20 protein-coding genes and 1 pseudogene are annotated in these 24,018 nt (G+C 69.7%); all 21 read right to left on the bottom strand.

Annotated features, from left to right (window positions below; all coding sequences use genetic code 11):
- Positions 1-86: 86 nt before the first annotated feature.
- Positions 87-308: a hypothetical protein gene (locus ACYQ8L_RS05060; RefSeq protein ID WP_459940687.1), complete on the bottom strand. Its 222-nt coding sequence runs from the start codon at positions 306-308 to the stop codon at positions 87-89.
- 181 nt (positions 309-489) lie between these two features.
- Complete coding sequence (locus ACYQ8L_RS05065; protein WP_459940688.1) at positions 490-936, bottom strand: DMT family transporter; 447 nt, start codon at positions 934-936, stop codon at positions 490-492.
- Positions 937-1,085: 149 nt separating this feature from the next.
- Positions 1,086-2,039, bottom strand: a complete 954-nt coding sequence (locus ACYQ8L_RS05070; RefSeq protein ID WP_459940689.1) for a ketopantoate reductase family protein — start codon at positions 2,037-2,039, stop codon at positions 1,086-1,088.
- A gap of 21 nt (positions 2,040-2,060) precedes the next feature.
- The gene (locus tag ACYQ8L_RS05075) at positions 2,061-2,504 is read right to left on the bottom strand and encodes an ACT domain-containing protein (protein WP_459940690.1); all 444 of its coding nucleotides are present in this window, start codon (positions 2,502-2,504) and stop codon (positions 2,061-2,063) included.
- 81 nt (positions 2,505-2,585) lie between these two features.
- Positions 2,586-5,255 (bottom strand): CBS domain-containing protein, encoded by a 2,670-nt coding sequence (locus ACYQ8L_RS05080; protein ID WP_459940691.1) that lies wholly within the window; start codon positions 5,253-5,255, stop codon positions 2,586-2,588.
- A 21-nt stretch (positions 5,256-5,276) separates the two neighbouring features.
- Complete coding sequence (gene xerD, locus ACYQ8L_RS05085; protein ID WP_459940692.1) at positions 5,277-6,182, bottom strand: site-specific tyrosine recombinase XerD; 906 nt, start codon at positions 6,180-6,182, stop codon at positions 5,277-5,279.
- A gap of 14 nt (positions 6,183-6,196) precedes the next feature.
- Entirely contained in the window at positions 6,197-7,267 is a 1,071-nt protein-coding gene (locus tag ACYQ8L_RS05090; protein ID WP_459940693.1) for an ATP-binding response regulator, read from the bottom strand.
- 114 nt (positions 7,268-7,381) lie between these two features.
- The gene (locus ACYQ8L_RS05095) at positions 7,382-7,762 is read right to left on the bottom strand and encodes a response regulator (RefSeq protein WP_459940694.1); all 381 of its coding nucleotides are present in this window, start codon (positions 7,760-7,762) and stop codon (positions 7,382-7,384) included.
- 389 nt (positions 7,763-8,151) lie between these two features.
- The gene (locus ACYQ8L_RS05100; RefSeq protein ID WP_459940695.1) at positions 8,152-11,457 is read right to left on the bottom strand and encodes an ATP-binding protein; all 3,306 of its coding nucleotides are present in this window, start codon (positions 11,455-11,457) and stop codon (positions 8,152-8,154) included.
- A gap of 1 nt (position 11,458) precedes the next feature.
- Positions 11,459-11,692, bottom strand: coding sequence for a hypothetical protein (locus tag ACYQ8L_RS05105; RefSeq protein WP_459940696.1), 234 nt, complete (start codon positions 11,690-11,692; stop codon positions 11,459-11,461).
- 46 nt (positions 11,693-11,738) lie between these two features.
- Positions 11,739-12,929, bottom strand: a complete 1,191-nt coding sequence (locus ACYQ8L_RS05110; RefSeq protein ID WP_459940697.1) for a M24 family metallopeptidase — start codon at positions 12,927-12,929, stop codon at positions 11,739-11,741.
- Positions 12,926-14,260 carry a ribosome biogenesis GTPase Der gene (gene der, locus ACYQ8L_RS05115; RefSeq protein ID WP_459940698.1) on the bottom strand — a complete coding sequence of 445 codons (1,335 nt, stop codon included), beginning with the start codon at positions 14,258-14,260 and terminating at the stop codon, positions 12,926-12,928. Before der ends, ACYQ8L_RS05110 begins: the two co-directional genes overlap by 4 nt.
- Positions 14,257-15,189, bottom strand: a complete 933-nt coding sequence (gene era, locus ACYQ8L_RS05120; RefSeq protein WP_459940699.1) for a GTPase Era — start codon at positions 15,187-15,189, stop codon at positions 14,257-14,259. The genes der and era overlap by 4 nt, the downstream gene beginning before the upstream one ends.
- Before the next feature lie 20 nt (positions 15,190-15,209).
- A complete protein-coding gene (locus ACYQ8L_RS05125; protein WP_459940700.1) occupies positions 15,210-17,960 on the bottom strand; it encodes an MXAN_5808 family serine peptidase in 2,751 nt (916 codons plus the stop codon).
- Positions 17,961-18,053: 93 nt separating this feature from the next.
- Positions 18,054-18,374, bottom strand: coding sequence for an HNH endonuclease (locus tag ACYQ8L_RS05130; protein ID WP_459940748.1), 321 nt, complete (start codon positions 18,372-18,374; stop codon positions 18,054-18,056).
- Between the two features lie 61 nt (positions 18,375-18,435).
- A complete protein-coding gene (locus ACYQ8L_RS05135; protein WP_459940701.1) occupies positions 18,436-18,789 on the bottom strand; it encodes a cytochrome c3 family protein in 354 nt (117 codons plus the stop codon).
- A gap of 193 nt (positions 18,790-18,982) precedes the next feature.
- The gene (purE, locus tag ACYQ8L_RS05140) at positions 18,983-19,510 is read right to left on the bottom strand and encodes a 5-(carboxyamino)imidazole ribonucleotide mutase (protein ID WP_459940702.1); all 528 of its coding nucleotides are present in this window, start codon (positions 19,508-19,510) and stop codon (positions 18,983-18,985) included.
- Between the two features lie 3 nt (positions 19,511-19,513).
- Positions 19,514-20,797, bottom strand: a complete 1,284-nt coding sequence (purD, locus tag ACYQ8L_RS05145; RefSeq protein ID WP_459940703.1) for a phosphoribosylamine--glycine ligase — start codon at positions 20,795-20,797, stop codon at positions 19,514-19,516.
- Between the two features lie 11 nt (positions 20,798-20,808).
- Positions 20,809-21,396 (bottom strand): annotated as a pseudogene (gene purH, locus ACYQ8L_RS05150) (bifunctional phosphoribosylaminoimidazolecarboxamide formyltransferase/IMP cyclohydrolase); the annotation flags it as partial.
- A gap of 99 nt (positions 21,397-21,495) precedes the next feature.
- Positions 21,496-23,232 (bottom strand): MlaD family protein, encoded by a 1,737-nt coding sequence (locus ACYQ8L_RS05155; protein ID WP_459940704.1) that lies wholly within the window; start codon positions 23,230-23,232, stop codon positions 21,496-21,498.
- 27 nt (positions 23,233-23,259) lie between these two features.
- Positions 23,260-24,018, bottom strand: a complete 759-nt coding sequence (locus ACYQ8L_RS05160) for an ABC transporter ATP-binding protein (protein WP_459940705.1) — start codon at positions 24,016-24,018, stop codon at positions 23,260-23,262.

The raw sequence follows: 24,018 nt of genomic DNA on the forward strand, positions 1-24,018 counted from the left end.
GTTTTACCATGAGCTCTTCGGCCCGGACCGTCGCCCAAGGGCCGCTCCCGCCCGTCGTGGGAGGCGGACCGCCACGGAGCTCCCCGCTACCCGTCCCGCCGGGGCCACTCCGCGTCCGGGCGCTCCTCCACGAAGCAGGCGAACCGGTCCCACTCCACCTCCTTGCCCGACACGGGGCAGCGAAGCCTCATTTTCCGGTCGCCCACCTCCACCACCTCCCAGTCCCCCGACCGGGGTCCCCCCTCGATCCGGATCTTCTGACCCGGTACCAGGGGGTACGGTTTGAACACGGTGACCCGGTGCCCCATGGGTCGCTCCTCTACTATCACTCCGGGGGTCAAATAGAAGCGCTTCGGGGCGTGGGGCCTGCCGGAGCGCCGGGCGTGGCTCCTACAGTGGCCGGATGCCGCACTCACGCACCGCCGGAAGCCGGCCCCCCACCCGCCTCAGTCAATACTTTCGAAGGTATTCGTATCTCTCGGTTTCGTTTCAGCCCTTCCGCAGAACCAGCACGGTGCCCAGGATCAGGAGCCCCACCCCCACGAGCCGGGAGGGCCCCAGGGGGATCCGCTCGAACCCGAACGCCCCGGCCCGGTCGAGGAGCAACCCGGCCACGAGTTGGGCGGCGATCACCGAGGCCATGCCCGCCGCGGTCCCCAGCCGGGGGAACACCACGATGGTGCTCGCCACGTACACGGCGCCGATCAGCCCTCCGGTGAGCTCCCACCACCGGGCGTCGGCAAGGCCCCAGAGCCGGGGCAGCCGGCCCGACGCCGTCACCAGGGCCAACAGCGCCAGAGCCCCCACCGAAAACGACACCAGCGCGCTCGGCAGAAACCCGCCGACCCGGTCGGCCAGCCGGGCGTTCACCGAGGGCTGGAGCGCCGAGAGCCCGCCCACAAGCGCCATCCATAGGGCGAGAAGCGCGCGCGACATGGTTCAATCCTCGCATGTAGGCTCAAACCCCGAACCCGGCCCATCATCGCGAACCGGGGCCCCCGGCGCAAGGGTGCCGACGCAGTGCGGCCCCGCCCTCCGTCTCGGAAAGCGGGGCCGCCGACGCCTCGCCGCGGAGGCCGATCCCCCTACCGGAGCGTCTCCTCCCTGCCCTTTACGAGGGCCTGGATCATTTGGTTGTACGGGGTGGGGATGCCCGCCATCTCACCGTACTCCACGATCTTCCCGTTGATGTAGTCGATCTCGGTGCGGCGCTTGGCCTCCACGTCCATTAGCATCGAGGGCTTGTGGTTGCCCGCGGAGCGCAGGTAGTTCATGCAGTACCGGTAGTAGTCCCAGCCCAGGGAGATCTCGTTGGCCCGGGCCACCTGGATCCCCTCCTTCACGAGTTGGTCCACGATGCCGGCCACGAAGGGGTCCTGCATGGCCTGGGCCATGGTCATGCCGGTCAGCGCGCACACGGGGTTCATCGAGGCGTTCATGATCGTCTTTCGCCACACCATGTTGACGAGCTGGTCCGTGTGCTCCGTGGGAAGCCCCGATGCCGTCAGCGCTTGGGCCACCCCCTCGGCCGCCGCCCGGCCCGCCGGGTCGAGCTCCTGCACGTAGTGGGGCGGATGGTGGAAGGCCATGTGCACCCTACCCGGTGCCGCGAGCCCCACCCCCATGTTCACCACGGCGCGCATGACCCAGGGCCGGCCCAGGGCCTCGGCCAGCACGAGCTCCGTGTCGATCCCGTTTTGCCAACTCACCACGTACAGGCCCTCCCGGTGGAACCCCTGGATCGCCGAGGCCAGGAGCGGAAGGGCCGTGGCCTTGGTGGTCACGAAGATCACCTCGGGGTCGAAGTCCCCCAGTTCGTCCACGTGGGTCGTGACCCGGGTGACCTTGGCGCCCGAAAGCGAGTCGGCCCCCTCGATCTCGATCCCCGGATCCAGGGCCGGACGGAGAAGGTCCTCGACGATGTCGCACAGGGTCACCTCGAAGCCCTTGGCCGCCAGGTGCCCGGCCACCACGCTCCCCACCGGGCCGGCGCCGATCACGGCAAAGCGGGTCGGGCTAAAGTCCGCAGATCCTCCCATGGCTTCCTCCTTTCGCGCGGCCTACGCGCCCTCGAGCATGCCGAAGGCCTCGGCGTCGAGAACCCTCACGCCCTGTTCGTTCAGAACCCGGATGGCTTTGTCGTTGTCGCTGAACCGGAACACCATGACGGCGTTCTCCGAGGAGAACCCGGTAAACGCATACATGTACTCCACGTTGATGCCGGCCTGGTTGATGGGGGCCAGGACGGCCGCGAGGCTCCCGGGTTTGTCCGGGATCTCCACGGCCACCACCTCGTCCACCCGGGCCGGGAGGTGGAGCCCCATGACCACCCGGCGGGCCTTGGCCACGTCGGACACCAGGAGCCGCAGAACCCCGAACCCCGCCGTGTCCACGAGGCTCAGGGCCCGCAGGTTGATGCCGGCGTCCCCGAGGGCTTTGGTGACGGCGTAGAGCCGCCCGGGCGAGTTCTCCAGGAATACCGAGATCTGCTTGAGCTTAGGCATCGTTTCTCCTCCTCCTTTCCCCCTGGTTCCCCAACCTGTCCGCCGACTCTCAACCGTCCGGTCGGTAGATTGCTGTTTACCCTATCGGCCGCGTCTCCCGGCGTCAACCCCCGAGGGCGGTCCCCGGTCCGTCCAGCGCCGCCGGACCCAGGCCTCTTCGTCGGCTCGGGTGCGGACCTCGCCGTCCAGCCGGGCCCGCAGGAGTCCGTCCAGGATCTCCCGGTACACAGGCCCCGGCGGGATCCCCATGCGCTGGAGGTCGCGCCCCTGGAGAACGGGTCGAACGTCCGCGAGCCGGGTGTAGTACCGGCTGATCAGCCTGCGCTTCCGGTCGTCCTCGGTCTTGGCCATCATGAACAGGCGCGCCTCGTCCCCGCAGGGGTGGAGGATCGCGTGGACCCGGCTGTCGGGAACCGCGCCGCTTCCCTGGTCCAGGGCCCTTCGCAACTCCCCCAAGGCCCGATATGCGGCCCCCCTCGCCGCCAGGAGCCGCCGGCCCTCGCCCTGGCCAATGCCCATGGCCAACACCCACTGCTCGGTCTGGTTCTCGCTGAGCGGGTCCAGGAGCGCCAGTTGGTAGATCCGCCAGTCGTCCAGCTCCGATTCTCGGTAGAGCAGCCGGAACCACGTGAGCACCCCCCGCACCCGCTCGACCAACGCCTCGAGCCGCGGGTCGTACCGGACCCCGGGGATGAGGGCTTCGAGCACCCCGTGCTCGTCGGCCACGGACAGGTTCTCGGCCCCGTCGCCCTCGGAGAGGAACGCGACCCACTCCTGGAACATCCGTTTCCCGCGGGCCTCGGTGAGAAACCCCTCCCGGACCGCGGTCCGCAGCAGCTTCTCCGTCTGGCGGCCCAGCCGGAACCCGAACCGCCGCTGAAACCGCAAGGCCCGGAGGATGCGGGTGGGGTCCTCCACGAACGACAGGTTGTGGAGCACCCGGATGGTGCCCTCCTTGAGATCCCGGAGGCCGCCGAAAAAGTCCACCACCTCGCCGAACCGGGCGGGGGAGAGCCGAACGGCCAGGGTGTTGATGCTGAAATCCCGGCGGTAGAGGTCCAGCTTGAGGCTCGACCACTCCACGGTGGGCAGGGCCCCGGGTCGCGCGTAATACTCGGTGCGGGCCGTGGCCACGTCGAGGCGCACCCCGTCGGGGCACACGAGCTTGGCCGTGCCGAACGGCCGGTGGGGCCGCACCCGGGCCCCCCACCGCTCCGCCGCCTCTTCGGCCAGGGCCACGCCGTCGCCCTCGACCACCAGATCGAGATCCTCCACCGGCCGCCGGAGCAGGAGATCCCGGACCCCTCCCCCCACCAGGTACGCCTCCATCCCCCGCTCCCGCGCCAGGGCCCCGAACTCCCGGAGCCGCTCGAGCACGTCCGGCGACAACCGCTCCCGAAGCATCTGGGACACGTCGCGCTCCTGGGGTTCCCGGGCGCCGGAGTCCACCGGCCCGAACTCGGCGGTCAGGGAACGCAGAAGGTCCGTGCGGGTGATCACCCCCGCCAGCGCTCCCCTCTCCACCATCGGCACCAGCCGGTGGTTCTCCCGCACGACGAGGCGCCGCACCTCGTCCAGGGGGGCGTCGGGTCCCACGGTTTCCACCTCGGTCGTCATGTAGTCGTCCACCGGCGCCTCGGCCAACCCGTGCCGGATCGCGCGCTCCACGATCATCCGGGTCACCACCCCCACGACCCGCCCCGCGTCGTCGAGCACGGGCATGGCGTTCAGGTGGTACCGGTTCAGGGCCTCCTGGACCTCCCGGAGCTTCGCGCCCGAGCGCACGAACTTCACGGGGGCGCTCGCGATGTCCCGCGCCGTGACCGGCGGGCGCACGATCTTCGGCAGGAGCCCCAGGATCCGTTCCCGTACCTGCACCAGGGTTTCGTCCCGGATCGAGGCCGAGGCCGCCTCGGGATGGCCCCCTCCCCCCAAAGCCCGGGCCAGGGCGCCCACGTCCACCTGGGTGGGGATGCGGCTCCGGGCCACTACCTGCACCTGGTCCCCCAGCCGCACCGCGGCCACGACCACGTCCAGGTTCTCCATGTCCCGGACCTTGTGGATGAGGAAGGCGATGTCCCCCACGTAGTGATCGGCGCTCGCCTCGGTCACGGTGACGTCCACGCCGTAGATGCGGTGAACGGTCTGGTTTCGAAGGAGCGCCTCCAAGAGCCGCACCTGCTCCAGGCTGAGTTCCGGGGTCAGAAACGAGGACACGACGTTCAGATCGCCCCCCTGCCCCAGGAGATAGGCCGCCGCCTCCAGGTCCCGGGGGGTTGTGGTGGCGAACACGAGCCCGCCCGTGTCTTCGTAGATCCCCAGCAGCATGGCCGTGGCCTCCTCGGGGGTGATCGGTAGACGCCGCTCCCGCAGGATCTCCACGAGGAGGGTGGTGGCCGCGCCCACCGGCTCGATGTGCCGTACCCGGGCCCGGATGGCCGTGTCGGGGTCCGGGTGGTGGTCGTACACGTGGATCTCCACGTCGGGGCGGTTCAGGAGTTCGGTGAACCGTCCGATCCGGTCGGGGTGGGACACGTCCACGAGCACGAGCCGGCGAACGGCGGAGAGATTTACATGGCGGGCCTTCCGGAGGTCCATGGCGTAGAGGGCGCTTTCCAGGAGGAACTGCCGGAGGCTTCGCTCCTGGCTTCCCGAAAAGGCCAACACGGCGTCGGGGTACAGCCGTTTCGCCGCCACCATGGCCCCGAGGCTGTCGAAATCGGCGTTGATGTGGGTGGTGATGAGGTCCACGGGCTCCGGCGCTCCCGGCGCTCAGCGCCGCGGATGGTGGCGGCGCACGAGATCGGCCAGCCGCTTGCGGGTGACGTGGGTATAGATCTGGGTGGTGGAGAGATCGGCGTGGCCGAGCATCATCTGGACGCTCCGCAGGTCCGCGCCGCCCTCCAGGAGATGGGTGGCGAACGAGTGCCGCAGGGTATGGGGGCTCGTGGAGGCGGGAAGCCCCAGATCCCGGCACCGCCGCTTCACCAGCGACCACACCGACTGGCGCGAGATCCGCCGGCCGAACCGGTTCAGGAACACGTGGTTCGTGCGAACGCCGGGCTTGGCGAGCCGAGGCCGCCCCCGCTCCAGGTACTCCGCCAGGGCCTGGGCCGCCCGCTCGCCCAGGGGGACGACCCGCTCCTTGCTGCCCTTCCCCAGGAGGCGCACGTACCCCACGGAGAGGTCGATCTGGTCGAAGGTCAGATCGCACAACTCCGAAACCCGGAGCCCGGAGCCGTAAAGGAGCTCCAGGATCGCCCGGTCCCGCAGGGCCTGGGGTGATTCCCCGGGGGGACCCTCGGCGAGCGCCGCCGCCTCGTCGGCCGGCAGGGTGTGGGGAAGGGTTTTCCAGACCCGGGGGGACTCCAGGCGGGTGAAGGGGTCCCCGGCGACCACGCCCTCGCGCACGAGGAACCGGAACAGCCCCCGCAGGGCCGACATCCGGCGGGCCAGGGTTCGGCTCGACACCCCCCTGCCCTTCTCGGCCCGCAAGAACCCGAGGATGTCGGCCCCCCGCACCCGGCCGAGGTCGGACGCCCGGGATCCCAGATACGCGGCAAACCGTCTAAGATCGCGGCCGTAGGCGTCCAGCGTGCGGGGGCTCACGCCCCGCTCCACCGCCAGGTGCTCGAGGAACGCGTCGAGCCAGGGGACCGCTTCCGGCCCATGGGACACGGCCGCTTCCTTCCTCAGATCCCGTTGGGCTGGCGCTTGGGCAGCACCAGGTGCACCGCGGTTCCGCGGCCCACCTGGCTCTCGATGTCCACCGCACCGCCGTGGCGCGTGACGATCCGGTGGACCATGGTGAGCCCCATACCGGCCCCTGCGGTCTTCGTGGTGTAGAACGGGTCGAAGACGTTGGCGATCTGGTCCTTGGGAATCCCGCGGCCCGTATCGGCCACCACGAGCCGCACCCGGTCGCCCAGGTCCTCCAATCGGACCGAGATCGTGCCCCCCGGTGGGGTGGCCTCGATGGCGTTCTGGAGGAGGTTCTCCAGCGCGAGCCGGAGATTCTGGGGGTCCCCCTGGATCGCCCCCACCTCCCCGTAGTCCCGCTCCAGCCGCAACCCCGCCTCCTCGAGGGTACCCGCATAGCGGTCGAGCACCTCGTCGGCCAGTTGCCGGAGGTCCACGCTCTGGTACGGGGAGATCATCAGGGTCTTGAACCGGACGATCTCCTCGACCATCGACTCCAGCCGCTTCACCTCCTGGAGAATCCGTTCCGCGTAGTCCCTCAGCGGGCTATCCTCGGGCAGTTTGTCCCGGATGCGGCGGGCGAACCCGCCGATCGCCACCATGGGGTTTCGGACCTCGTGGGCCACCCCCTCCGCCATCTGCCCCAGGGCATCGAGCCGCTCCTCGGTGAGGCGTCGCTCTTCCGAGAACCGGCGCTGGAGGAGGCTCTTAACCCGGGCCATGAGCTCCTGGGGGTTGAACGGCTTTGTGATGTAGTCGTCGGCCCCGATGTCGAGCCCCCGGATCTTGTCGGGGACCTCCCGCTTCGCCGTGAGCATCAGCACCGGGATCGACCGAGTGGCGTCGGAGGTTTTCAGCCGCTCGCACACCCCGTAGCCGTCGAGCTTGGGCATCATGACGTCGAGGATCACGAGGTCCGGATCCTCCGCCGCCACCTTTTCGAGGGCCTGTTCCCCGTCGTACGCCTCGCAGGTGCGGTACCCGGCGGCGCGGAGCCGCTTGACCAGCAGTTCCACGTTGTCGATGTTGTCGTCCACCACCAGGATCTTCGGCGCCGTGGTCACGGTCGTCTCCTCATCGCCCTGGAAATCGCCGCTCCCCCAGCGGCCCCGGCCCTCGGAATGTCCTGTTCCCGTTGCAAGGCCCCGTGGGGCGAGGCCGCGGGCCCTCCCGGCCCCTTAGCGCGCTTCCCCCTTCCGGAGAAAATCGGCGACCTGGTCGGGGAGGGCGCGCACGTCCACGGGTTTCGCGATGTACCCGTCGCATCCGGCCTCCAGGGCCCGTTCCCGGTCGCCCACCATGGCGTAGGCCGTGATCGCCACCACCGGAACCCCGGCAACCCCCGGCAGCGCCTTGAGCCTCCGGGTGGCCTCGAGCCCGTCCATCCCCCCGAGGCTGATGTCCATGAGCACGAGGTCCGGACGCACCTTGGGGGCCAGTTCGAGGGCCTCTTCTCCCGACGTGGCCTCCACCACCTCGTACCCGTGGCGGGAGAGCACCTTGACCAAGAGGTCCCGGTTGTCGACGTTGTCCTCTACCACCAGAATCTTCGGGGCCACTCGAATCCTTCACTTCCCGCCAAGGCGGCGCAGTCGCTTGGCGGTTGGGGGCTGGAAACCGTAACAACATGCCCGACACCGACCGGCCCAACCCGTGGGCGCCGGCGCGGAACAACGTCGCGGAAGAAGGCCGGAAAACCGGAAGTCCATCCCTCCGGCGGCTGGAGGGAAGCGTCGGTGGCGGGATGCGAACCCCTAAGGCCTCGGGTCCTGAATCCCACCCCTCTTGCGATTCCGGACGGTTCCCCCGGCCAGCCCCTGGGGGAATGGTCGTCCGAGCCGCGACGGCTGATCCCCGCAGGCCTGGAAGCCCGGATCGCCGCCGGGAGCCCCCACTCCCGCCGCTTCCGGCCCCGTGGAACCCGGTTGGTTCCTGCGGGCGGCCCCGCCTAGGGGCGGCAGGTCTCGCCCGTTTCCGCGCCCGGCCGCGGCGTCGCCTCCGGTCCTTCCCGTGGGAGCCACACCGTGAAACAACTTCCCTCGCCCACCCGGCTCGCCACCGTGATCTCCCCGCCGTGGAGCTCCACCAGGCGCTTCGCAATGCTCAGCCCGAGCCCCGTGCCGCCGTGGGCACGGGTGGTGGACCCGTCGAGCTGTTTGAACGCCTCGAAGATCACCGCGAGACCGTCCTCGGGGATGCCGATCCCCGTGTCCTCCACATCCACGGCCACGCCGTCGGTGGCACGCGGTTCCGGCCGCACCCGGATCGTGACCCGGCCCGCGTCCGTGAACTTGATAGCATTGTTCACAAGGTTGTTCAACACTTCCCGAATCTTGTTCGGGTCGGCCACGACCCTGAGGTCGCCCTCCTCCCGGCGCACCACGAGCCGCAGGTTCTTCGCCTCGGCCATGGTGCGTTGGTCCTCGGCCACCTCCTCGGCCAACGACCCCAGGTCGAACCGGTGGAGTTCCAACTCCATCCGGCCGGCCTCGATCTTCGAGAGATCCAGGATATCGTTGATCAGCTTCAACAGATGCCGGGCGTTCTTCTCGACCCGTTCCAGGCTCTTGCGCTGCTCGTCCGTGAGCGGCCCGTCCACCTCGTCGAGAACGAGCTGGGTGTACCCGAGGATCGAGTTCATCGGGGTCCGGAGTTCGTGGCTCATGTTGGCCAGGAACTCGCTTTTCAACCGGTCGAGTTCCTGCAAGTTGCGGTTCGCCTCCTCGAGTTCCCGGGTCCGCTCCCGGACCTTCTCCTCGAGGGTGCGGTTGAGCTCCCGGATCTCCTCGTAGAGCCGGGCGTTGGCCAGGGCGAGCGCGAGCTCGGTCGCCAGGGCCTCGAACGCCTCCACGAACTTCTCGGAGAAATAGCCCTTTCGCCGGCTGCTTCCGGCCACCAGCACCCCGATCACCTGGTGTTCATGTACGATGGGCGTGGCGATCAACGAAAGAAGCCCGGGATCCGCCGTGACCTCCAGGGGAAGGGGCTGGGGCGCCAGGGCGGAGTCCGACAGGAACACGGTCCGCCGGTCCCCGAGCGCCTGGACCACGTACGAGGGCCGCCGGGATCCACGAGAAATCGCGGAAAGATACTGCTGGGGAAACCCCTCGGCCCGGGCCGGGTGGAGCCTTCCGTCCCGCACCAGGAACACCGCCCGGCGATCCATGCCGAACTCGGAGCCCACCAGGTCGAGCACGGCCCGGATCGCCTCGTCTTCGTCCAGGGTGGCCGCGACCCGCTTCGACGCCTCGAAAAGAACCGAGAGCTCGCGCACCCGGGCCTGGAGTTCCTCGCGGCTCTCTTCGAGGCTCAGGGAGACCGCGCCGAACACGTCGAAGATCTCCTCCAGGGTCGTGCCCTTGAGGTCCAGATACCGCTGGACCACTCGGCTTGCGGCCACCGGACCCAGGGCCCCCGCGAGGCTCCGCTCCACGTGGGCCTGGAGCTCGAGCATCCGGTCGTCCGAAAGAACGGCCTTGCGGTCGTACCCCGAGTCCCCGAAAAACTCCCCGAGCCGCTGCCGGGCCTTCGCGGCCCCGAGGAACTTGGCCAGGAGCTCCTCGAACTCGCCCACCGACGGGGCCCGGGCCATTCGCAGATCGGGCCGCGCCCGGGGAGCGGGCCCCATGGCGTCCAGGAACCGGGGGATCTGCTCCTGTTCGGCCCGGGATGGCCGGGTGAGCAGGCTCACGGCCAGGAACGCCACGGCGTTCAGGAGCAGGGACCAGAAGAGGCCGTGGCTCCAGAGATCCAGACCCTCCAGACCCAGAAACGCGTCGGGCCGGAGGATCCGGATCCCCCAGGGGCCGTCCCGGAGCACCGACAGGGGGATCCAGCCGGCCTTTGCCAGGGACGGGGTGAGGAAGAAGTAGAGCCACGAGGCAAACCCGGCCAGCAACCCGGCCGCGGCGCCCCGGCCGGTCGCCGGCCGCCAGTAGAGCCCCCCCAGCACAGCCGGGGCGAGCTGCGCCGCCGAGGCGAAGGACAAAAGCCCGATGTCCACCAGCATGAACCGCTCGCCCAGCAGCCGGTAGTACGCGTACCCCAGGAGGATCACCCCCACGATGATGGCCCGCTTGCAGTGGAGCAGCAGGGGCGCCATGCGCCGCGGCCAGCCCACCCGCAGGAGCACCGGGACGACGAGGTTGTTGAGGACCATGGTAGAGATGGCCACCGAGGAGACCACCACCATCCCGGTGGCCGCAGAAAGCCCCCCGAGGAACGCGGCCAGGGCCAGGAGGTTGTGCCCCGTGCGCAGGGGGATCCGCAGGACGAAGGTGTCGGCGAGCGCCGGGCTCTGGAAGAGTAGGAGCCCCCCGAACGCGATCGGGGCGACGAACAGGTTGATCAGAAAGAGATACAGGGGAAAGAGCCACATGGCGTGGCGGATGTGCTCCTCCTTGCAGTTCTCCACGACCATGACGTGGAACTGCCGGGGCAGCAGCATAACGGAGCAGGCCGAGAGCACGAGCAGGGTGAACCAGGTGGAGTAGGAACGCCCGGGCGCGGCCCCCAGGGTCAGCAGGTGGGAGAAGAACTCGTGGTCGGCGATCTGGGCGAAGATGTCGGAGAACCCGGAGAAGAGCCCCCACGTGACGAAGCAGCCCACGGTGAGGAGCGCGGCGAGCTTCACCACGCTCTCGAGGGCCACGGCCGCCACCATCCCCTCGTGGCGTTCCGAGGGGTCCAACCTCCGGGCCCCGAACATGCCGCCGAACACGCCCAGGACGAGGGCCACCGCGAACGCCGTGTCCTGTACGAACCACTCGGGGTGGCCCACGATCCGAAACGGGGTCTCGGGGGACACCTGGGTCAGAATCTCAAAGGTCGTGGAGATGGCCTTGAGCTGGAGCCCGATATAGGGGGTGTTCCCCACGAGGATCATCACGGTGACCAGGGCGCCCAGCCGCCCGCTCTTTCCGTACCGGGACGCCACCAGGTCGGAGAGCGAGGTGATGTGGTTCTCCCGGGACACCCGCACGAGTTTCCGGAGCAGGGTCCACCAGGAGAACGCGATCAGGGTGGGCCCGAGGTACACGGCCAGGAACTGAAACCCCGAAACCGTGGCCCGCCCGACGCTCCCGTAGAAGGTCCAGGAGGTGCAGTAGACGGCGGTCGAGAGGGCGTAGACCAGGGGGTTGGAGATGATGCTCCGGCCCCGGTCTTTGCGCCGCTCGGCCCAGTAGGCCACCCCGAACAGAAGCAGGAGGTACGCAAACGCGATCGACGCAACCCACCCCCACGTGAGCGGCATCTCAGGAACCGTCCTCCGGGGGGCCGACCCGGCGCAGGAGGTGGGCGTAAAGGGCGATGGCCGCGATGCTCACGGCCCACCCGCCCATGAGGTAGAGGAACAGGAGGGGGATCCGGCCCACGGTCACGGGCCGGTCGAAGATCATGAGGAACGGGTAGTTGATCATGAGGGTGCCGAGGACGAAGGCGATCCACCACCACTGCCGCAGGCGGGCCGCGCTCCATCCCCCCTTCACGGCGCCCCTCCCGGGTTCCCCGTCGTCCCCGGCATCGCGGACCTCCCTACACCCGGATCAACTCCCTGGGAGAAACGGTGAGCGGTTCCACCCCCGTCGCGGTGACCCGAAACGTGTCCTCGACCCCCACGGCCCCCACGCCCGGGATCACGAATTTGGGCTCCAACGCAAACACCATACCCTCCTCCAGGGGCACCCGGAAGCCCCGGGCCAAGAACGGCGGTTCATCCACCTCGAGCCCGATGCCGTGGCCCACGAACGTGACCGGGTTGCGGTGCCCCAGGAAGGTTCGGGCGAAGGGGGTGTCGTCGGCCTTCGCCCGGGCGACCCGGTAGAGGTCGTCCCCCGTCACCCCGGGCCGGGCCATCGCCGTCACGGCGTCCTGGACCGCGCAGGCGGCCGCGAACGCCCGGGTTACGGTTTCGGGGGGCTCGCCCAAGCAGAAGATGCGGGTCTGGTCGCACAGGTACCCCTGGTTGTTCCCCACCAGGTCCACGGTGATCGGTTCCCCGGGCCCGATGGGCCGGGGGCTCGCCCCCTGGGGAAGGGCGGCCCCGAGCCCGGCTCCGCCCGTGGGCGCGTCGAGGAACGACGGCTCGGCGGCCGTGGGCCCGGCCATCACGTGCCCGTAGAAGATCTCCTGGTTGAAGCCCCGCATCCGCAGGAGCCCCCCGTGCCCCCGTCGGCGCAGTTCGTACTCGACGGCCGCGGCCAACTCAAACTCCGGGATCCCGGGACGAAGGAGCCCGGGCACAGCCGTCACGGCCTCGGCCACCACCCGGGCGGCGCCCCGGATGCGCTCGATCTCCCACCGCGTCTTGACGGCCCGGGCCAGCGAGAGGGGCCCCGAGACGTCGGCGAGGTCCACCCCCTCGAGGAGGGCCTCGAACCGCCGGAACTGGTTCACCGGCAGGACGTCCAGCTCGAGCCCCAGGGGCTGGGGGATCTCCCCCAGCGCCTCCCGGATGGCCGATGGCAGCGCCCGCTGGCTCTCCAGCTCGACCACCCGGCACGGGGTTTCCCGGCGGGCCCGTTCGGCGTCCTTCCGGCAGAACACCACCGGATCCCCCGACGCGGCCACGACGACCGCCCCGGCCTGCATGGTGCCGGAGGCCCAGTACCTCGAGGCGTTCGCTAGGAGCAGGGCGCCTCCGAGCCCCTGGCGGGCCATGCCCCGCTGGAGCCGGGACACCCGGACACGAAGATCTTCGATCGGGACCCCTTGCGCTTCGGTCATCTCGTCTCCTCCCCGGGGCGAGTCCGGCGCCGGAACTCCAGCCGCACGGGCACCCCTTCGAATCCAAAAGTCTCCCGCAGGCGGTTCACCAGGTACCGCCGGTACGACTCGGTGATCCCCTCCGGAAAGCTCGTGAACGCGGCAAACGTGGGCGGCGCGGTGTCCACCTGGGTCATGTAGTAGATGCGGGTGCGCTTGCCCACCTGGACCGGCGGCGGGAGCTCCCGGATCGCCGCCTCCAGGAACGCGTTTACCTGGGAAGTGGGGATCCTCCGGGTCCACTCCCCGTGGAGCCGGTCCACGAGCCCGAACACCCGGTGCACCCGCTGGCCGGTCAAGGCCGACAGGCTCACCACGGGGACGTGGCCGTGGGGCCCGAGCCGACGACGGAGTTCCGCCGCCGTGCGGTCGAAGGTCTTCTCGTCCTTTTCCACCAGGTCCCACTTGTTGAGCACGACCCCCAGGGCCCGCCCCCCCTTGAGGACCAGGTTCAGGATGCGGGCGTCCTGGTCGGTGAGCCCTTCAGTGGCATCGAGGAGCACGAGGCACACCTCGGCCCGGTCGATGGTCTTGAGGGCCCGGACCACGCTCCAGCGCTCGACCCCCTGCTCCACCTTGCTTTTCCGCCGGATTCCCGCCGTGTCGATGAGCAGATATGGCCGTCCTTCGTGCCGGACCAGGGTGTCGATGGGATCCCGGGTGGTTCCCGCCCGGGCGCTCACCACCACCCGCTCCCGGCCCACGAGCCGGTTCACCAGCGAGCTCTTCCCCACGTTGGGCCGGCCCAGCACGGCCACCCGGACCGCGGACTCCCCCTCCGGTTCGGGTTCCTCCGGCGCGGGCGGCAGGCGTTCCCGCAAGGCGTCCTCGAGGGCGTCCACGTCGCGGCCGTGCTCGGCCGACACCGGGAACACGGCGTCGAACCCGAGGGCGTAGAACTCGGCGGCCGCGGCCTCCCACCGGGGCCCGTCCACCTTGTTCACCACCAGAAGCACGTCCTTGCTGCGCCGCCGGAGGACCTGGGCGATCTCCTCGTCGGCCGGCAGCACCCCCTCGTGGGCATCGGTGACGAACAGGATGAGGTCCGCCTCCTCCACGGCCTGGAGGGCCTGCCGGGTCATCCCGTCCTCCACCTCGTCGGCCGGTTCCGGGGCGAGGCCCCCGGTGTCCACCAGCGTGACCCGCCGGTCACCCCATTCGACCGGGGCGTACCGGCGGTCGCGGGTCACCCCCGGCACGTCCTCCACGATGGCCACCCGTCGGCCCACCAGGCGGTTGAACAGGGTGGACTTGCCCACGTTGGGCCGGCCCACGATCGCCACCAGGCTCATCCGCGCACCTCATAGCCGAACCGCCGCAGCGCCCGGGGATCCTTGGTCCAGTTCCGGTCCACGGTGACGTGGAGATCCAGGAACACCCGGGCCCCGAGAAGGGCCTCCAGATCGAGCCGCGCCCGGCGGCCCACCTCCTTGATCAGCCGACCCCCCTTGCCGATCACGATGCCCTTCTGGCTCGGCCGCTCCACGTGGATCGTGGCGTGGATCACCACGAGATCGGCCTCGGGCCGCTCTTGCCACGACTCCACGGTCACGGCCACGCTGTAGGGGATCTCCTCCCCCGTGAGCTCGAAGAGCTTCTCCCGGATGAACTCCTCGGCCAGGAACCGCTCCGGCCGGTCGGTCAACTGGTCCTCGGGAAAGTACGCCGGCCCCTCGGGCATGCGGGCCGCGAGGTCGTCCAGCAACCCGTCCACCCCCTCCCCGGTGAGCGCCGAGATGCGGTGTACGGAAACCGGGGTCACGAGGTCCAGGAACGCCTCGGTGGCCGTGCGGCCCTGGTCGGCCTTGTTCACGGCCAGGATCACCGGCTTCCCCGATCGGCCCAGGTGCTCGGCCAGGACCTCGTCGTCCCGGTGCCGGCCGGTCACGGCGTCCACCAGGAAGAGGGCCACGTCCACGTCGGGCACGCAGGCGAGGGCTTCCTTGAGCATGTACCGGTTCAGGAGCTTCTCCCCCTCGTGGACCCCCGGGGTGTCGAAGAACACCATCTGGACCCCGTCGCGGGTCAGCACGCCGGCCACCCGGTTGCGGGTGGTCTGGGGCTTGGGACTCGTGATCACCACCTTCTGGCCCAGGATGCGGTTGAGCAGCGTCGATTTGCCCACGTTGGGCCGGCCCAGGATTCCCACGAACCCCGAGCGCGTCACGGCCTGCCCTCCGGGCCGGGCCTCGCCGTCCCCTGCGGAAGTCTCGTCTCGCATTCTTCTTTCCGGTTGCGGCGTCAGGGGTTGGATTGGAGGTTCTGGGTGAGCTCCGTGCCCGGTTCCCCGGGTTTCGTCCGGTACACGAAGAACGTTCGGGTCGCCACGATCTTCTTTTCGTCGCGGGCCACCACGGTGATCCGGTTCGACCCCTCCTCCAACGGCACCTCCACTCGCACCTTCACCCGGTCGGAGTCGTCCGGGTTTCGGCGATACACCACCTTGTCCCGCTCCCGGTACGCGTACACGTCGCGCACCGCACCGTCGTCCGAGACCTCGATCTCGAAGGCGACCCGCTCGGCGTCGGTGCGAAGGGGCGGCCCCTCGGCGGCGAGCCGGGGTGGCTCCCGCGGCTCCCGGGCTGGATAGGGCTCGCCCACCCGGAACTCGAGCTCATCCGAGAAGAACGCCCCGAAATCCCGGTCGGTGATGCTCACCCCCACCTTCACGTCGCCGCTTTCCTCGGCTCGCACCAGCCGAAACTCCATGGGGGCGTTGACCACCTCTCCCGGGGCCAGGGCATCGAACCGGTGGCGGGCCTTCTCCAGGTAGAGCTGCTCCTTCTCCTCGCCCCGGATGTTCACCTCCACCGGCCCGCTCGCCCCCTCGCCCCGGTTCGCCACCTCGAGGACGAGCTGGATCCGCTCGCCCTCCTCGATCCGGCCGTCCCCCGACCGGGCCGGAACGGCCCGGTTCTCGTCGCGCATCCGGTACCGGTACGCGAACTCCGGCCGGGGAACCGGCACCACGTGGGCTGCCCCCGCGCCGGCGCCGGCCTCGTCGGTGCCGGCCGCGTGGAGCTTCAGGGTCACCGTGTCCCAGCGCGGGAGCGCCGACTTCGGCACCTCCACCTCGGCCACGGCCTCCTTCCGCTCCCCCGGGCCGAGGCGGCCGAACACGAAATCCAGGTTCTTGAGCAGGAGGTTCTCGGAGTCGGTGCGGCCCCACACCCGGTGAACCGGCTCCGTGCCGGGGTTTGCCACGGTGAACCGGAGGGTCACGGTCTCGCCGGGCACGAGCTCGGTGTCCTGGGGCGCCACCACGAGGAGCCCTGCCCCCCCCGCGCCCTCGGACCAGTCGATCCCGAGGGCGGCCAGGGCCTGGGAGATCTTCCGGTCCTCCTCGGCCCGCACCACGGGGATCACCCGCTGGGCCGCGGCGAGAAGGGCCCCGCGATCCCGTCCCTCGGCCGCCGCGAGCACCCGGCGGGCGAGGCCCACCTCGAAGTCCTTGGCGAGCCGCCGCGCCTTTTCCTCCTTGGAAAGCTCCGAGAAGGGCTTCTCGTCCTCCTCCGGTTTCGGGGCCAGGTACTGGAGTTCGGCCCAGGGTTTTTCCGAGGCGTTCCCCCAGTCCTTGAAGGCGTTTTCGAGATCCGCCTCGGCCACGTGGGTGGGGGGCGGGCCGATCCGCATCCGGCCCTCCTCGATCCGGGCCGGGTAGACCACAACGTCGGGCTGGATGCCGATGGACTGGATCGACACGTCGCCCGGGGTGAGGTACTGGGCCACCGTGAGCTTCAGGGCCCCGCCGTCGGTCAGGGGATAGAGCTTCTGCACCGATCCCTTGCCGAAGGTCTTCTGGCCGATCACGAGGGCCCGTGAGGCCTTGAGGGCCCCCGACACGATCTCGGACGCCGAGGCGCTTCCCTGGTTCACCAGGAGGGCCACCGGCCCCTCGAAGATCTCCGGGTCGTCGTCCCCGGCCTCGGCCCGGGAGTTGGCGTCCTTCTCGGGCCCGCGGGTGCTCACGATGGTCCCCTGTTCCAGGAACGCGTCCGAAAGCTCGATGGCCTGGTCCAGGAGGCCCCCGGGGTTGTTCCGCAGATCCACCACGAGCCCCTTGAGGTCGGGGTGGGCCTTCAGGGCCTCCGACACGGCCTTTCGCAGTTCGTCGGTCGTGTCCTTCTGGAAATTCTTGACCCGGGCCACCAGAACGGGCGCCCCTTCGCCCTCGGTCAGCACGTAGCTCTCCACGCTGTCCACGTGGATCACCTCGCGGGTGAAGGTGATCGCCCGGGGTTCCGGCCACCCCTCCCGGTCGATGGTGAGGGTCACCTGGGTGCCCGGCTCGCCGCGCATCTTGTTGGCCGCCACGTCCACCGGCATGTTGATGGTGGGCTCGCCGTCGATGTAGAGGATCCGGTCTCCCGACCGCAGCCCCCCCCGTTCCGCGGGGGTGCCCTCGATCACGCTGATGATGGTCATCTCGCCGTCGCGGATGCCGAACACGAACCCGATGCCCCCGAAGGTGCCCCGGGTGCCGATCATGAACTCCTTGAACATCTTGGGGCTGAACGCGCTCGAGTGGGGATCGAGCTTGGTGAGGGCACCGTTTAGGGCGGCGTAGTAGAGATCCTGTTCCTCGACCTCGTCCCCCAGGTTCTGGTGCACGAACCGAAGCGCGGTGGCCAGGATGTCGGCGGCCTTCCGGTACTCCCGGGCCTGGGTGAGGTCGAAGGTCTTCTCCGCCCGGTCCACCCGGATTCGGACCCGGCCATCGCCCGCCGGCTCCACCAGGACCTCCGGGTACTGGTTCTCCAGGGCCTCGAACGCGCCGTCCAGGAGGGCCCGGGGCGAGGCACGCTCCGGCTCCACGTACTTCTTCTCGACGTAGTAGAAGACCTGCTGGACGATGCGGGGATACGGGTCACCGAACCGGTGGAAAAACCCGGTGGTCCCGAGGGCTTGTCGCGAAGGGCAGGCCCAGGCCAGGGCCGCCAGCATCGCCAGGACAACGAACGAGATGCGGGACGTTCGGCAGACGGATCGCAAGCGTCACCCTCCACGACGGAGTTGGGATGGGGGTGCGGCCCAGGTGGGCCGCCGTGACGCTAGCATACACGAAGGCGGGGGGAAAAGCCGAGTCTAGGCCTCGTCACCGGGGCCGCCCCCCCGGAGCCGTTCCAGATACTCGGCCCACTCCACGGGCAGGAGGTAGCGCTTCTTGCTGTTACAGTCCTTGCAGGCGGGCACCACGTTGGACCGCACCGACCGCCCCCCCCGGGCCAGCGGCACCACGTGGTCCATGGTGAGCTCGGAAGGGGGAACCCTTCGGCCGCAGTAGTGGCACACCCCGGCCGCGACCCGGCGCTTCCACCACCCGGTTTTCCGGAGCTCCCGGGCTTTGGCCTTCTCCCGGGCCACGTGCTCGGGCGGGGCCGAAGCGAAAAAGACGTCGTCCACCATGGTCGTCACGAAAGAAGGGCGGCCCGCGGGCCGCCCTTCTTCAGAATCACATCTGGCCGTGTTAGCCCTTGTGGCACTCGTTGCACTTCATCTTCTTCTTGGCGTCCTTGGCCCGGTGGCAGCTCCAGCACTTGCCCACTTCCTTCTTGTGGGCGGCGTCCTTGAAGCTGGGGGCGTCACCCTCGGCCTCGGCCTTGTGGCACTCGCCGCACTTGTACTTCTCTTCCTTCTTGTTGTGGTGGCACTCTTCGCACTTCACGTCCTTGTGCTTGGCGTGGTCGAAAGTCACCACACCCTTCTTCCCGAAGTTCGTGACCTCGATGGGCCCCGCCGGGGCGTCGGTGGCCTGGGCGGCGCCCAGGGCGAGCCCCAGCGAGAACACGGCGGCGGCGGCGAACAACACGAGCTTCTTCATCTGGCACTACCTCCCTTTGGGTGTTGAAGTGGCCCCACGAACCGAGCCTTCCCGAATGAAAACCGGGCGCCTGTATACCACGGGAGCCCGGTGCCGCGTCAAGGGGAAGGAACGGCGGTCCTTGGTCTGCGGTCCACGGTCTGCCGTCGGCGGCTGCCCCGGCCTTTGTTTCCGGCCGCCCGGTGCGGGGGTCTCAGGTCTTCCCTGCCCGACCCAGGGACTCGGCCACCTTCCGGTCCTTCTCCTCGACATCCCTGGCCATGGACTCCTTGAGGGCCTTCAGGCGAAGGGCCAGGTCCGGATCGGAGAGCGCGAGGATCTGGCAGGCGAGCACCCCGGCGTTTCGGGCCCCGGCCTTGCCCGCGGCCACCGTGGCCACCGGGATGCCCGGCGGCATCTGCACGGTGGACAGCAGGGCGTCGAGGCCCCGAAACGGCCCGGCGTCCACCGGGATCCCGATCACCGGCCGCACGGTCTCGGCCGCCACCACCCCGGCCAGGTGGGCCGCCATGCCGGCCGCGCACACGAACACCTCGACCCCCTGGGCCTCGGCCTCGGCCACGAGCCGCCGGGTGCGCTCGGGGCTCCGGTGGGCCGAGCTCACCCGCACCTCGTAGGGCACCTCCATGCGGTCCAGAAACCCGGTCGTCTCCTGGACCACGGGGAGGTCCGAGTCGCTGCCCATGAGGATCAACACCTTGGGCGCCTTCGCCCCGGACATCCCTCAGCCCTCCCCCAGGCGGCGAAGGGCCTTCCGGCCGATGTCCCGGCGGTAGTGGCACCCGGGCCAGGAGATCCGCTCCACGGCCTCGTAGGCCCGGCGGATCGCCGCCGGGATGTCGGCGCCCAGGGCCGTAACCCCGAGCACCCGCCCCCCGGCCGTGACCACCCGGCCGTTCTCGCGTCGGGTTCCGGCGTGGAACACCACCACGTCCTCCAGGGCCTCGGCCTCGTCCAGGCCCCGGATCTCGAGGCCCTTTTCGTAGGCCCCCGGGTACCCCCCCGAAGCCATCACGACGCACACGGCCGGCCGCGGATCCCAGTCCAGGGTCACCCGGTCCAGGGTGCCGTCCACGCAGGCCTCCAACACGGGCACGAGATCCCCCTTCATGCGCAGCACGATGGGCTGGCACTCGGGGTCGCCGAACCGGCAGTTGAACTCCAGGACCTTGACCTCGTCGCCCCGGATCATGAGCCCGGCGTAGAGCACCCCGGTGTAGGGGGTCCCCTCGGCCGCGAGCCCCTCGACCACCGGCCGGATCACGGTGGCCACGATCCGGTCGAACAGTTCCGGGGTCACCACCGGCGCCGGGCTGTAGGCACCCATCCCCCCGGTGTTGGGGCCCTGGTCGTCGTCGAACACGGGCTTGTGGTCCTGGCTCGAGTCCATAGGCAGGACGGTTCGGCCATCGCAAAACGCGAGGAAGCTCGCCTCCTCCCCCTCGAGGCACTCCTCCACCACGATCCGGCCGCCGGCGTCCCCGAACTCCCGGGCCACCATCATGGCGTCCACGGCCGAGAGGGCCTCGTCCACCGTGCGGGCCACGGTCACGCCCTTCCCGGCCGCCAGTCCGTCGGCCTTGACCACGATCGGAGCCCCCTGCTCCCGGATGTAGGCCTTGGCCTCGGCCGGATCCGTGAACTCCCGGTAGGCCGCCGTGGGCACCCCGAACCGCTCCATCACGGCCTTGGCCAACGCCTTCGACCCCTCGAGCCGGGCGGCCGCGGCCGTGGGGCCGAAGATCCTGAGGCCCCGCTCCCGGAACCGGTCGGCGATCCCGAGGACCAGGGGCGCCTCGGGTCCCACCACCGTAAGGTCGATCCCCTCGGCCTCGGCGAACGCGGCGAGGGAGTCCACGTCGTCGGCCGCGATGGGCACGTTGCGGGCCACCTTCTCGGTGCCCGCGTTCCCCGGCGCGGCGTACACGGCGGTCACCTTGGGGCTCTGGGCGATCTTCCAGGCGAGCGCGTGCTCCCGGCCCCCTCCTCCCACCACGAGGACCTTCATGCCTCCACCCCCCTTCCCTTGAGCCACCCGGCGATGGCCGCGTCGTAGGCCGAGGTGCGGCTGAAGGCCTTGGCGGCCAGCTCATAGCGCAGCTCGGGCCCCACCTCGCCGCCGTTTCGATCCATCTCGTCCAAGACCCGGCCGTAGTCGGCCGGGTCCACGACCACCGTGACATACTTGTGGTTCTTCGCGGCCGCCCGGATCATGCAGGGCCCCCCGATGTCGATCTGCTCCACGGCCTCGTCGCGGGTGCAGCCCGGTTGGGCCACGGTCTTCTCGAAGGGGTAGAGGTTCACGGCCACGAGATCGATGGGCTCGATGCCGTGCTGGGCCATCTGGTCCCGGTGCCGGGGGTCGTCCCGGAGGGCCAGGATGCCGCCGTGGATCTTGGGCACCAGGGTCTTCACCCGGCCGTCCAGGATCTCGGGAAACCCGGTGTAGGCGCTCACCTCGGTGACCGGGACCCCGGCCTCCCGGAGCATGCGGGCCGTGCCGCCGGTGGAGAGGATCTCCACGCCCCGGTCGGCGAGGCCCCGGGCGAACTCCACCACCCCGGTCTTGTCGGACACGCTCACGATCGCCCTTCGAATCGGTGCCATGGCTTGGTTCCTCCGTAACGGCTGGAAGGCTGGAAGGCCAAAACGCTTGAACGATTGGGTCGTCGGTCTACGGCCCCCGTCTGGGGGCCGCACACCGTATCACTGCGCCAGGCTCGCGGCCGGCGATAGCAGGTATTTGAGGTCCTCGTCCACGAACCGGATGCCGCCCCCCACGAAGTAGTCGGCCCGGCCCCGGTCGTCCAGGAAGTCGTCGAGGCCGGCCGTGAGGTAGAGGTGCTTCCAGAACAGCCACCGGGCCGAGGCCTTCAGGTGCGCCGGCCCCTCCTCCCGGGCGAAATCGAAGGCCTCCAGCGTCAAGCGGAGCCGGTCGGACCACAGGTCCAGGTCGGCCCCCACCCCGCCGGTGGACTCGAACAGCCCCCCCCGCAGGGTCAGGAACGAAAACCGCTTCCCCACCTGGGCCGAAAACTTGAACCGGTCCTCGGTAACCGACTTTTCTTCCCGCACCCGGTGGGTGCCGGTTTCGTCGGTGACCAGCCGCTCGGTCACCCGGGTCGTGGTGTCGCCCCGGGGGTCGTCCACCAGGGCCAGGTAGTAGAACCGGTCCTGCCGGGGCTGCACGGTGAGCCCGAAGTAGTTTTTGGCCTCGCCGAGATCCGCCAGGTACTCTCCCGTGTAGGAGAGCTCGAGCCGGAACCGGTTCGCCCCGGCCACGAAGTCCGTGATGCCCTCCAGCGTCTGGTTCAGGTTCTCGTGCACGCTTTCGTCGTTTACGAGCTTCCCGATCGTGCCCTGGCCCCGGTCCACCTTGTCGGTGATGCTCCGGAGGTTCCCCAGGGTCTCGGTGAGCTCGGCGTACACGGTATCGTCGGTCACGAGTTTTCCGAGGGTGCCCTCCCCCCGCTCGATTTTCCCCACCACCGAGCGAAGATCCGCCAGGGTCTCCTGGAGCTCCACGTAGAGGGAGTCGTCCTTGAGCAGCCGGCCCAGGGTCCCCTCCTCGCTCTGGGCCGCCTCGGCCACCCCCCGGATCGAGGCCAGGGTGGCGTCGAGCTCCTCGGTGGCCTTCCGGAGGTTGGCCAGGCTCGCCCGAAGATCCTCGCGGTTCTCGGCCACCACCTCGTCGAGCCGGCCGGTGACCCGCTCCAGGTTCTCCGCGATGGCCGGGGTGCGCTCGGCCAGCGTCCGGGTGAGGGCGCGGGTGTTCTCTACGGTTTCGTCGATCCCCTCGCGGTTCGCGGCCAGAAGATCCCGCAGGTCGGCGGTGAGCCCCCTGAGGTTCGTCAGGGTCTCCCGCAGGGTCTCCCGGTTTTCCTCCACCACCTCCCGGAGTCCCACGGCCGTGTCCCGCAGCCCCTCGATCAGGTCCCGGAGGTTCTGCTCCCCCTCCGGGGTTCCGAGCACGTTGGCGAGCCGCTCGGTCACCTTCTTCACGTCGTCGCTCACGGCGTTGAGGCTCGTGACCAGGCGATCGAGGTCCCCGGGCGGCACCCCGGGGCGCACCTCGTCCCCCTCGGCCAGGAGCCGCGACGACGAACCCGGGACGAGCTCGATGTACTTCTCCCCCAACACCCCGTGGGTCCGGAGGCTCCCCACGGTGTCGGCCGGGAGTTTTACGTCGTCGCGGATGCGCAGCACGAGCGCCGCCTGCCCCCCCTCAAGCCGGATATCCTCCACGACGCCCACCGGGATCCCGGCCACCAGGACCTCGCCCTCTTTCGCCAGGCCGGTGGCGTTGTCGAGCCGCAGCACCACCCGGTACCCCCCGCCGGGACCGAACCCCACCTTGCCCAGCTTCAGGGTCATGTAGGTGAGGAGGACGACGCCGGCGAGGACCAGCAGGCCCACCTTTGCCTCGGGCGACATTCGCTTCATGGGCGTCCTCGGATCATCGCCTGGGCCTCACTGCACCTGGATCGGCCCCTCGGCCGAACCGCGCAGGAACTGGACGAGGATGGGATTGGGGTTCTGGCGGATCTCCTCGGGGGTGCCCTCGGCGATGATCCGCCCCTCGTAGAGCATGGCGATCTTGTGGGCGATCTTGAAGGTGGCCGGGATGTCGTGGCTGATCACCACGTAGGTCCGGCCGGACTCCCGCTGGGTCCGGAGGATCAGCCGGTCGATCGCGTCCGCCATGATGGGGTCGAGGCCCGAGGTGGGCTCGTCGAAGAGCACGATCTCCGGCTCCAGGATGAGCGCCCGGGCGAGCCCCACCCTCTTTCGCATCCCGCCCGAGAGCTCCGAGGGCATCTTCTCCTCGGTTCCGGGAAGCCCCACGGTGGCCAGCATCTCGGAGACCCGCCTCCCGATCTCGGCCCGATCGAGCTTCGTGTGCTCCACCAGGGGGAACGCCACGTTCTCTCCCACGGTCATCGAGTCGAACAACGCCCCCTCCTGGAAGAGCATCCCGAACCGGCGGCGCACGGCGTTCATCTCGTAGCGGCCGAGCCGCGTAATGTCCTGGCCGTCCACCAGGATCCGGCCCCGATCGGGCCGCATGAGCCCGATCATGTGCTTGAGGGTCACGCTCTTTCCCCCGCCGCTGCGCCCGATGATGACCGTCGTCTTCCCCCGGGGGATCTCCAGGTTCAGGCCGTCCAGGACCTTCTGTCCCCGGAACGACTTGTGCACCTCCTCGAACACGATGATGGGGTCGGCCAT

This window comes from Deferrisoma palaeochoriense (assembly GCF_054656955.1).